Below are 12452 nucleotides of genomic sequence, written 5' to 3'. Positions count from 1 at the left end.
GAAGCTACTCGACCAGTGCCACGGACTGCGTGGCCGGAATGTCTCGCATTCCGAGGCTCGTGCAATCCTGATTGATGGTTGAATTCCCTGACCATTGGATCGTATTGGCGACGACTTGGGTGCAGCCGTTGTTGCCCGAGAAGTTGCCGAGATAGCTGATCTGCTGTTTTGGGAAGTAGATGGCCCCAGTCAGCAGCGAGTCGGCTGTGCCGTTGAAAGTGCTGGATGCGCTGTTGCCGGTTCTGTCGCCATAGAACAGAACGCCTGAATAGGTGCCCGAAGTCGGCGCGCTGAGCTTCACGGACGCGTTGCCGTTTATGCTGACCGTCGAACTGCCCGACATGAAGATCGTCACCCCGCTGCCGGTGATGGCAGCGTTGGCGTTTATCTTGAGATTGCCCTGGACGACGTAGACGCCGGGTGAGAGCGTGACATTGCCCTTTAGCGTCATGCCGCTGCAATAGGTGCCTGGACTCAGTGTGGCTTTGTTATCGTTCTGGCAGGGATTCGAGGCTGCCGGGGCCGGCAGGTCGGCAAATGGATCGGCGGCAGGCAGCGCATGAATTATCGGCGCCGCGCAGACGGTCGTAACGGGATTGCTGAGGGAAACGCCGCCCCCTGATATCAGGCAATCGGCCTGCAGGCCTGCCGAGCCCTGAAGCTTGACGGCGTCCGAGGCAATCGAATTGGCCATGACCGAGCAGCCGATGAGGGTCACGCTGGTGTTGCCGGAAAACAGCGCCGCCTGCGAAGCGGATGGGTCGAGCGCGAGCACGCAGGCTTTCGACGCGTTGGTGATGAGGGCGACCGCCCTCGCCTGTTCGGGAACCTGAGCTTGCGTGAAGATCGAGGTGAACATCCGGTCGAGCTTCTGGCCGACGATGACCTCGACCGCTTTCTTCGCCGTGTTCGGTCCAGACGCAGGCGGCGTGTTGACGACGATCGTGCCCGAGCCCAGCCCGTTCGTCGCTGCCGACTGTGTCGCGGCCGCGACGATCGTCGGCTTGTCGGAACCTGAGATCTGTTCGAGCGCGCCGGCATAGGCCGCGGCATCCGCCGTCGCCTGCAGCTTCAGGCTGTTGTAGTACCAGTAGGAGGTCTCCACACCGAAGCCGGCGGCGCCGACAACGATCGGCAGGCTGAGGGCGAAGATGGTGGCGACATTTGCACTTGTCCCCCGGCGTATACCGGTTGCCATGAGCCGAATTAGGGTGAAGCAATTCAAAGCCATAGCTTAAATTAGAAAGCACGCATATATGAAGGAACGGCTAAAAAGTTCCGTTCATTTTTTGAATTGGCTTCAAAACACCCGCCCGTTGGCTGACCGGTGCACGCAGACATCGCTGATGAACAAAACGCACCTCACATGAGCGCCAGCGAAGGCAAGCCTCGATGCCTCAGAGCTGCCGGCCCACGATAGGTGCGCCATGCACTGACTGGCGAGCGATCCGTGCCCTCGCCTACCAGTTCACCCTGAACCCGACATTGCCGCCATAGGTCTGCACCCGGTCGCCGAACTTGCCGTCGAAGGTGGCGAACACCGACGTGTTGGAGCTCCAGTTCAGCTTGACGCCGGCGTTGACGGTGACCGCGTCCTCGGCCGCCGCTGCCCCCTGGACAACGAAGGCATAGCCGGGGGCCGCCTGGAAGGTTGGCTCCACCGAGCGGTCGGGATTGAACTCATGCAGCCAGGCGGCACGGCCCCAGGCCTGCAGCGTCTTCGTCTCGCCGATGGCAACCGTCGTGTCGAGCTGCAGGCCGAGCGACACCGGCAGCGAGATGACCGTGCGGCTGTCGAAGTCGAGGCCGAGCGCTCCGTCGCTGGTCGACTTTTCCGAGAAGGCCTGCATCGCCAGTGCCTGGAACTGCAGCCCGGCGAACGGCGTGATGGCGCCGGCGCCGAATGGCTGCCGCCAGCCGGCCTCGAGGCTGGTGCCGAAGCCTGCGCTCATGAAATCGCCGGTCCAGTGTTCTCTGGTGATGGCCGGCACCGGATTGAGCGGATTGGGCGCGCCAGGCACCGAGGTGAAGCGGTCGGTCGTATTGCTGTAGAGATCCATCGCCAGCGAGCCGTTGATGTAGAACTGGCCCCATTTGCGTGCACCATAGGCGCCGGCATGGCCGCCGATGATATTGCCGGACGTTTCGCGATCGGGCACGGCGAAGGATCCCGCGACGCCGCCGAGCGCAAAGCCCATCAGGACGTCGGGATCGCCCTGCGAGTCGAGGCCGACGGCGAAGTTGCCGGACTTGTAGCCAAGGGCCGCGCTGCCGACCACGGGATCGCCGGAAGCCACGCCCGAATTGCCGCCCGCTGTTGCCCAGTAATTCCAGCGCTGCGCATTGGGCGCCTTGGTCAAGGCATCGAACGGATGCGCCTTGCCCGGCGGTTCGGCATAGGCCACCTCCGGCACTTTCAGCGACTGGCTCATCGGATCCGTCGACAGGCCCATGCGCCAGGCATCGGACTGCCGGTTCATCTGGGCCAGGAAGGTGTTGTTGGCGTCGAACTCCGGCTGCTGGAAGCCGCTGATGCCCTCGCCAGAGATGGTGTCGTAGACGGCGCCAAGCTGGTCGAGCGTCGGGATGTAGAAGATCGCATTGGCGATCTTGGTGAAGTTCGGCGACGTCAGATCGGTCTGGATCGCGTTGATCGCCTGACCCACCGCGGTCTGGTTTTCGGTCAGGCCGGTGCGGGCGAAATTGATGTCAACATTGAGGACGACATCCTCAGGATTCGGATATTTCAGCGAATACTGCGCCACCGCGCTCGGGATCGTATCGAGCTTCAGTCCATTGTCGGTGACGCCGCCCTGCGCCTCCAGGATGATGTAGTCCTGGTTGCCTGGCTTTGCCGCGCCGGGATTCATGATGTTGATGCTGACCAGGCCATCGACGTCGGCCGTCCCGCTCACATTGATGCGGTCCGCTTCAGGGTCGAGGTCCAGATCGAGCAGATAGACGCCGCCAAGCGACTGCGACCAGTTGCCGGTGACCTCGGTCGTCATGACGCGGTCGAGACCGCCGGGAGCCGCGTAACCGTCATTGTTGAACTGGCCGGGCAGGTCGAGATAGACCGTGTCGCCCATCAGATAGACCGCGTTGGTCTTGTTGTTGAAGGTGTTGAGACCGGCGCCGAGGTCCATCGATCCGACCGTCAGGTACTTGTTGTCGAACGTTTCGTTGCCGACGCCGCCGCGCATGGCGTAGCCGTCGATCAGCGATATCGAACGGACGATGCCGTTGTTGGTCAGCAGATTGTCCTTGCCGTCCTTGTAGCCGATGCCGGCACCCGCACCTGAACCGCCGGTGATCGTCACGCCGCTGGCGATGGTGACGTTAATGTCGCCATTGTCGGCAATGTCGCCAGTGCCGCCGGCGCTCTGCTCCATCAGCGCGAAGGAATTCTTGCCGGTGACCGCGAGGTCGGCCGTCTGCGTGAAGGTGATGGCACCGCCGGTGCCGCCGCCGCCGGCGCTGCCCATGAAGCCTTGCGGGGCCGCGACCATGGCCATCATCATGCTGCTTGCGGCCGGCGCCTGGTCGAGGCCGAGATAGTTGCCGGAAAAGCCGCCGACGCCGCCACCGCCGCCAATGCTCTGACCGAACACGCCGACCGAATTGTCGCCGGTGATGAGCATGGCGACGTTGCTGTTGATCGTCACCACACCGCCATTGCCGCTGCCGCCGGCGACGGCCTGGACGATGCCGTCGGTGCCCGCGGTCACCACGCCGCCGCCACCACCGACAGACTGCGCGAAGATGCCGACAGAGCCATTGCCGGTAAGCATGATCTGCCCCGTATTGGTGACGGTGACATCGCCGCCCTTGCCGGTCGCGCCGGTGTCGCCGCCGATGAACACCGGCACGCCGATCGCCGCGGCAATCGCCGTGCCGCCTGAGCCGCCGCCGCCGCCGACCGATTGCGCGAAGATCGCGACGGAATTGTCACCGTCGAGCTGCATGGCGCCATTGTTGATGACGGTGACAATGCCGCCGTCGCCGCCGGCGGCACCCTTGCCACCGAGTGCGATGGCGAGTCCGGGCGGACCGCCCGACACGGAATAGGACGCGCCGCCGGCACCGCCGCCGCCACCCACCGACTGCGCCATGATGCCGGTCGAACCAAAGCCCTTTGTGTGGATGATGCCATCGCTGAAATTGGTGACATTGACGTTGCCGCCCTTGCCATTGGCGCCGCCATCGCCGCCGATGCCGAAGGTGAAGGCGCCAGGCGCGGGGCTCGCCGCCACGCTCATGGCGCCCGTGCCGCCGCCGCCACCGATCGATTCAGCGAAGATCGCCACCGACGAGGCTGACACCGTCGTGATGTCGCCACGGTTGTTGACGGTGACCACGCCGCCATCGCCCGAACTGCCGCCGCCGCCACCGACGCCGATCGCAACCGGCACGATGCTGACGCCGAAGGCGCCGCCGCCCGAGCCGCCACCGGCACCGACCGACTGCGCGAAGATGCCGTGTGCGCCAACGCCTTCGACCGTGATCGTGCCATTGGCATTGTTGTTGACGGTGACCGCGCCGCCAGAGCCGGTGCTGCCGGCGGTGGTGCCGTTGCCGACATCGCCACCCTTGCCGCCGACGGCGATGAAGCCGATCGCACGGCCGCCCGAACCGCCGCCGCCGCCGATCGACTGAGCGTTGATGCCGTCCGCGCCGGCGCCATAAGTGTGCAGGCTGTTGTTGTTGGTGACATTGACGATGCCGCCGATACCGGACGAGCCGCCGGCGCCACCGATCGAGATAAGGGCCGGGATCGAGCCGGTGATGCCGCCATTCTTGCCACCGCCCGAACCACCGCCGCCACCCACCGACTGCGCCTGGATCGCGTAGGGATCGATGCCGTGCGTCTCGATCATCGCGTCGTTGATGACATCCACCTGGCCGCCGGAGCCGCTGGCGCCACCCGAGCCGCCGACCGCGATCGCGCTGATGCCGAGCGAGCCGCCGGCGCCACCGCCGCCGCCGATCGATTGCGCGAAAATGCCAACCGAATCATCGGCATGGGTGAGGATGCCGCCATAATTGTTGACCGTGACATGACCACCGGTGCCGCCCGCCTTGCCCGAGCCGCCGAGCGACAGCAGGCCACCGGCGCCACCGCCCGTGCCACCACCGCCGCCGACCGACTGCGCGAAGATGCCGGCCGAATAGCCCTGTTCCGGGTCGGCGCTCGGCGCGCCCTCTGCCGGCGGCGTCGGCGACGTGCCGAATGTCTGGATGATGGCCGTGCCGGCCTGGCTGAGGTCGGTCTTGCCGTTGGTGACGGTGACCGAGCCGCCATTGCCGGCGGCCTTGCCCTGACCGCCAATGCCGACGGTGCCGAGCGCGCCGGCCTCGCCGTCGCCGCCATCGCCGCCGCCGCCGCCGATCGACTGGGCGTGGATGCCGTCCGACTTGGTGCCGTGGGTGGTGATCACGCCTTCATTGGCAACGATGACGGTACCGCCATTGCCGCCACCGGCGCCGTTGCCGCCAATGGCGACCGTGCCGGACCTGGTCAGGCTGCTGGTGCCGAGCGGCTTCAGGAGCAGCGTCGGATCGACCGGCACGTAAGGTATCGCCAGCAGGCCGCCGGTGCCCACATAGGCGTCGCCGCCAATGCCGCCGCCGCCGCCGATCGACTGCGCTACGATGCCGGACGACTTGTCGCCATGCGTGGTGATGAAATCATAGTTGCCGACATCGACGGTCTGGGCGTCATTGCCGGTTCCGCCGGCGCCACCGACCGTCGCCTGGAGGTTCCAGTTCGGCTTGCCACCGGCCGGTTCACAGACCTTCGGAAGGGTGCATTTCGCACCAAGCTGCAGCGAGATCGAATTGGCGCGACCGCCTGTGCCACCGCCGCCGCCGATCGATTGCGCCAGGATGCCGAAGGCGCCCATGCCGTTGGTTTCGATGCCGCCATACTGCCTGATGGTGACGTTGCCGCCCGTGTTGCCGTTGCCGGCCGAGCCACCAACGGCGACGCTGACGTTAACCTGCGTGCCCGCATTGTTGCCGTTCAGGCCGAGCACGCCGGTGATGGCGTTGCCGCCGGAGCCGCCGCCGCCGCCGACCGATTGCGCGAAGATGCCGTAGGCGCCGTCACCATTGGTCACGGTCTGGCCGGCCGCGAGCAAGCCGGTCTGCAACAGGCCGTGATTGGTCACGAAGACGTCGCCTGCAAAGCCTGCGTCGCCACCGAAGCCGCCAACGGTCACACCGGCATTGAAATTGGTTCCGGTGCCGAGCGAGCCGATGACGGCCGAGACGGCCATGCCGCCATTGCCGCCGCCGCCGCCGATCGACTGCGCCTGGATGGCGTGCGATTCGACGCCGTAGGTCGAAATCGCACCGGTGTTGTCGATCGTCACCTTGCCACTGTTGGTGCCGGCGCCGCCGAAGCCGCCGACGCTGGCCGACAGGGTCTTGGCATCGGTGCCGGCAATCACGCCGGAGATCGCCATGCCGCCATTGCCGCCGCTGCCGCCAACCGATTGTGCGAACAGGCCGACGGACTGATCGCCGGTGGTGATGGTCGAGCCGTGGCGCGTCAGCAGAACTTCGCCGCCGGTGCCGCCGCCGCCGCCCTCGCCGCCGACCGCGGCGGTGATCTGGTTGCCGCCCTCACCGAGGTTGAGCGCTGCCGCCACGCTAAGCCCGCCGGTGCCGCCGCCACCGCCGACCGATTGCGCCAGCACGCCGAAGGCCTTGTCGCCGCCGGTCTGGATGATGCCGGTGGAATCGACCGTAACCTTCTCGGCATCGCCACCCGAACCAGCACCGCCACCCAGCGATACCGAGACCGCGCCGTTCTTGCTCGGGTTCTTGCCGAGTGAGCCTTTGATCGTCGCGGCAAAGGAGAACCCGCCATTGCCGCCACCGCCGCCGACCGACTGCGCCAGAATCCCGTTCGCGCCATTGCCTTCGGTCAGGATGTTGTCCACCGAGGTGACGTTGACGATCTTGCCATCGCCGGAGCCCGCACCGGAGCCGCCGACAGACACCGCGATCGCGGCCTTGGCATTCTGGCCGGTGACCGAAACAGCACCGGAGAAGCCGCCATCGCCACCGCCGCCGCCGACCGACTGCGCGAAGATGCCATTCGAATCCCCGCCAACGGTGTGAATGGTCGCGTTGTTGTTGGCGAGCGTAGTGCCGACATTGCTGTTGACGATGACGCGGCCGCCATCCTGGCCGGCACCACCATTGCCGCCGACGCTGACGCTGGCGCCACCGGCGCCGTCGACCACCATCTCTCCGGAAATGGCGAAGCCGCCAGTGCCGCCGCCGCCGCCGATCGACTGGGCAAGGATACCGTTCGCCTTGTCGCCGGTCGTGTTGATCGTGCCGATGTTGTTGACCGTGACCAGCTGGGAAGTGCCACCCTTGGCGCCGCTGCCGCCAACCGATACCGCCGCGGCCGCTTTCTGGCCGGCGCCGGCGATGGTGACCGCGGCTCCGCCATTGCCGCCGCCGCCGCCGACCGATTGCGCCAATATGCCGTTCGAACCGTTCTTGAGGGTGACGATGTTGCCGGTCGAGGTCACGGTGACCGTGTCGGCATTGCCGCCGCCCTTGCCTGAACCGCCGACACCGACGCCGATCGCGCCGGCCCCCGTGGTGATCGCCAGCGCGCCGGAGAAGCCGCCATTGCCGCCGCCGCCGCCGATCGACTGTGCCAGGATGCCGTCGGCCTTCAAACCTTCGGTCCTGAGATCGCCGGTCGAGGTGACGGTCACCGCTTTGCCGTCGCCGCCATTGTCGCCGGAACCGCCGACACCGACGGCCAGACTGCCCGTGCCCTGGCCGGTCAAAGTGCCGGCCACGGCGCCACCGCCATTGCCGCCGCCACCACCGACCGATTGTGCGAAAATCGCATGCGAACCGTCGCCGTCGGTTTCGATATTGCCGTGGCTGGTGACGATCACGACCGCGGCGTCGCCGCCGCTCGAGCCGGAGCCGCCAACCGCGACACTCGCCGCCATATCCTTGCTGCCGGCCAGCGCAATGGCAAAGCCCCCATTGCCGCCACCGCCGCCGACCGACTGCGCCATGATGCCGAAGGAATCTTCCCTCCGGTCAGGATGTTGTTGTAGCTGGTGACGGTGACGGTATCGGCGGTCGAGCCGGATCCGGCGCCGCCGCCGATGCTGACGCCCAGCCCGCCACCGCCGAGTCCGACGCCGAGGCTGCCGGCGAAGCCGCCCGAACCGCCGCCGCCGCCGACCGACTGCGCGAAGATGCCCGATGAATTGTCGCCCTGGGTCCAGATCGAGACGGTGTTTGCGGGCGGCGGCTGCAGCACCGGCTGGCCATTGGAGTCGACGACGCTGTAGCTGTTGACGATCACCTTGCCAGCGGTCGAGCCGGTGGCGCCCGTGCCGCCGACGCCGACGCCGATGCCGGCATTGCCTGTCGTGGCCGAGCCGGCGACCGCGAAGCCGCCATTGCCACCGCCGCCGCCGATCGACTGCGCCAGGATGCCGTTGGAGAATTTGCCTGTTGTCGTGATCGTGCCGGTGCTCGTCACCGTCACGTCCTTGCCGACGCCGCCGACGCCGCCCTTGCCGCCGATCGCGACCGACGCCGTTGCCGCATCGGGATCGCCGAGCGCACCGGTTACGGCAACACTGAAGCCGCCATTGCCACCGCCGCCACCGATCGACTGGGCGATGATACCGGACGAATTGTCAAAATTGGTCGAGATGTTGCCGGTCGAGGTGACCTTGACGATATCGGCGCTGCCGCCGCCGGCGCCGCTGCCGCCAAACGCCACGCCGACAGCGATCGACTTGCCGCCGCCAAGCGTGCCGGCGAAGCCGCCATTGCCGCCGCCGCCGCCAACCGATTGCGCCAGGATGCCGGCAGCACCCGTGCCGCGAACACCGCCTGATATGAAGCCGGCGCCGGTCGAGATGTTGCCGGTCGAGATGACAGTGACATCAAGGCCGTTGCCGGCCGCGCCACCCTTGCCGCCCAGCGCCACGCCGATACCGGCATCCTTGGCAAGCGCCAGCGAAACGGTCGAACCACCATTGCCGCCGCCGCCGCCGACCGATTGCGCCAGAATGCCGATCGCCTGGTCGCCATAGGTCGTGATATCGCCGGTCGAGGTGACGCGGACGGTTTTCGCGCTGCCGCCGCCGGCGCCATTGCCGCCAAGCCCGACCGCGGCGCTGACGCCCTGCAGCGTGATCGCGCCGGCGCCGGCGAAGCCGCCATTGCCGCCACCGCCACCGACCGACTGCGCCATGATGCCGATCGACTGGTCGCCATGGGTCTGGATGTTGCCGGTCGAGGTCACCGTCACCTCGCCGGCACTCTGCCCGCTGCCACCACTGCCGCCGACGGCCACCGAAGCGCCCAGCGCGCCGGTCGTGAACGTGCCGGCGACGCTGAAGCCGCCATTGCCGCCGCCACCGCCGATCGACTGCGCCAGTATGCCGTCGGACTGTTTGCCATAAGTGGCGATGTTGCCGTAGCTGGTGACGAAAACGTCCTTGCCGACGCCACCGGTGGCACCGCTGCCGCCGACCGAGACCGCGGCCGCGCCGCCAGCACCTTCATAGGAACCGGAAACGCTGAGCGTCACGGCAAAGCCGCCATTGCCGCCGCCACCACCGATCGACTGCGCCAGGATGCCGGTCGAGTTGTCGTCTATCGTCAGGATGTTGTTCTGGGTGACGGTGTTGCCGACCTTCTTGCCATTGTTGACGGTCGCCGTACCAGCGTCGCCGCCGCCCCCACCGGAGCCGCCGAGGCTGACGCCGACACCGACAAGGCCGCCCGCCGCGAGGCTGCCGGAGAAGCCGCCATTACCGCCACCACCACCGATGCTTTCGGCCTGGATGCCGACCGCGTTCTTGCCTTCGGTGACAAGGTTCCAGGTGCCGGTATAGCCGGTGGCGACCGCATGGCCGGCGCCGTCGGCATTGACGGTGACGTTGCCCGCATTGCTGCCGTCCGCGCCCGCGCCGCCAAGGCCGACGCTCGCCGCGCCGCCGCCAAGGGCCGCCGAGATGGTGAAGCCGCCATTGCCGCCGCCGCCGCCGACCGACTGCGCCAGGATGCCGGTCGAATTGTTGCCTTTTGTGTGGATCGAACCGGAACTGCCGACAATGACGTCGGCACCATAACCACCGCCGGCACCCTTGCCGCCAATATTGACGGCAATACCGACCGCGCCGCCGATGGCACCGCCGATCGAATAGCCGCCATTGCCGCCGCCACCGCCGACCGATTGGGCAACGATGCCGCCGGCATTGTTGCCGGCCGTCGAGATGTCGCTGAGGCTCGACACGGTCACGAGTTTCGATGCACCGCCGGCGCCGCCATCGCCACCAATACCGATCGCCGCCGCGAATGTCCCGGTGGCGTTGACCGCCACCGCGATCGCGGCGCCGCCATTGCCGCCCGTGCCGCCGATCGATTGCGCGAAGATACCGCGCGATCCCTGGCCATAGGTGGTCAGCGAGCCGGCGGTCTCCACCGTCACGATGTTGCCGTCACTGGCATTGCCGGCAGCCCCGCCCATGGCGAGCGCAAGCACGCCGACCGCGCCCGAAACCGAAAATCCGCCATTGCCGCCGCCACCGCCAATCGATTGCGCGAAAACGGCATCCGACTGGTCGCCATGGGTGATGATCGAATAGGCGGTATCGTTGGCGTCGCGCAGCACCTCCACCGCGCCGGACGTGCCGCCACTCCCGCCGGCGCCGCCAATCGCCACGCTGAAGCCGATGCCGCCGGAGAAAGCACCGCCGCCATTGCCGCCGCCGCCACCGACCGATTGTGCGAAAATACCGGCGGAATTGACGGAACCGGCACCATTTTTTCCGGTCTCGATATCACCGGCATTGATCACCGTCACCCGCGCGCCATTGCCGCCGGCGCCGCCCTTGCCGCCGGCCGAGAACAGGCCGCCGGAGGTGCCGCCATTGCCGCCGCCGCCACCGACCGACTGTGCGAAGATGCCGGCGGACTGCTTGCCGTCGGTGCTGATCGAACCGGCTGATGTGTTCGTCACTTCGACGATGCCGCCATTGGTGGTCGAGGCGCCGTCGCCGCCAAGCGACACGAGACCGCCTGAATTGCCGCCATTGCCGCCACCGCCACCAATCGACTGCGCCAGGATGCCGTTCGATTCCTGGCCATGGGTGACGATCGCGCCGGAATTGGTGACGCTGACCGTCACGACATTCGCCGGACCGCCATTGCCACCGAGACTGCCGCTGCCGCCCGAGGCGAACAGGCCGAAGTTCGAACCGCCGTCGCCGCCGCCGCCGCCGATCGTCTGGGCCAGGATGCCCTGTGAATTGTTGCCCCAGGTGGTGATATTGGCATTGTTGATCACCTGCACGATGCCGCCATTGCCGCCATTGCCGCCGCCGCCGCCGGAGGACGAAAACAGGCCGAAACCACCGGCACTGCCGCCGCCGCCGCCGCCGATCGACTGCGCGGCTATGCCGTGCGAATAGATGCCGTAGGTGGTGATCGCCGTGCCGACACCGGTGAAGACATTGGCGTTGCCGCCGGCACCTGCCGGGCTGCCGCCGCCCGGATTGAAGACCAGGCCGCCGCCGCCGCCGCCATTGCCGCCATGGCCGCCCTGGCTGATGGCTGCGATGCCCGCCGAATAATTACCCAGCGTTTCGACACTACCGCTGTTGAAATTGACCGTGGCATTGCCACCGCTACCGCCCAGCCCGCCATCGCCGGCATCGCCCGAAATGCCCTTGGCGTCGCCGCCATCGCCGCCATCGCCGCCGACGCTGCTGGCCACGATGCCCGCATTAGGACAAGCTGTTGGCAACACGCAATTGTTGCTCGTCTTGACGGCCCCATCAACGTTGACGGTCACGGTGCCGCCATCCGCGCCATTGGCGCCGTCACCGCCATCGGAGAAGACGTAGCCGTTGCTACCATTGCCGCCGCGGCTGCCGTTGGAAGCGCCGAGAACACCGATGGTGCCGGTCGCGATCACCGCGCCGCTGTTCGGCGTGTTGGTGTTGGCGGTGGGCTGATTGTAGTTGACCACAAGTGTCGGACCGGAATTGCCGGAGGGCCCGCCCGCAGCGACCGGCGGTGGCGCCACGCAGGTCGCGCCGCTCGTAGCGCCGGAATTGACCACGCATTTTTCCGGCTGGGCCGGATTGCTGCCGTTCGCGGGAACCGCCAACGTGATTGTGCAGTCGCTCGCGATGCCGGTGCTGCACGTATAGTGCGCCTCGCCGGGAGCAGCTGGCGCCGCACCTGTCCCCGTCAGCGATATCCGGCTGGGGTCGATCGTCAGCGTGTTGACGTTGAGCGTCGTGACGCCAGGCGCGGTGTAGCTGACGTCAGACTGCGTTCCGGCTCCCGCGCAGGTCTCGACGCCACCACTTGGCCCCGTGCAAGTCGCTTCGGCAGGACCCGTCGAGCCGACGAACAGCGTCAGCGCCATGAGAATG

Annotated in this window: 3 protein-coding genes; all 3 read right to left on the bottom strand. The window is 67.1% G+C overall.

Features of this window, described 5'->3' with window-relative positions:
* Positions 1–4: 4 nt before the first annotated feature.
* On the bottom strand, positions 5–1231 hold the full coding sequence (locus tag AC0V8S_RS20195) for a pilus assembly protein TadG-related protein (protein ID WP_183460146.1): 1227 nt from the start codon (positions 1229–1231) through the stop codon (positions 5–7).
* 229 nt (positions 1232–1460) lie between these two features.
* Complete coding sequence (locus AC0V8S_RS20190; RefSeq protein ID WP_475438663.1) at positions 1461–8006, bottom strand: hypothetical protein; 6546 nt, start codon at positions 8004–8006, stop codon at positions 1461–1463.
* Positions 7928–12445, bottom strand: coding sequence for a beta strand repeat-containing protein (locus tag AC0V8S_RS20185; RefSeq protein ID WP_475432939.1), 4518 nt, complete (start codon positions 12443–12445; stop codon positions 7928–7930). Before AC0V8S_RS20185 ends, AC0V8S_RS20190 begins: the two co-directional genes overlap by 79 nt.
* Between the last annotated feature and the right edge of the window lie 7 nt (positions 12446–12452).

Source organism: Mesorhizobium oxytropidicola (assembly GCF_056174625.1).
This window is presented reverse-complemented; position numbering and strand designations above follow the sequence as displayed.

Bases quoted from the DNA above. Each gene is read 5' to 3' on its own strand.
- AC0V8S_RS20185 (WP_475432939.1), bottom strand. From the start codon at position 12,445: ATGGCGCTGACGCTGTTCGTCGGCTCGACGGGTCCTGCCGAAGCGACT.
- AC0V8S_RS20195 (WP_183460146.1), bottom strand. From the start codon at position 1,231: ATGGCTTTGAATTGCTTCACCCTAATTCGGCTCATGGCAACCGGTATA.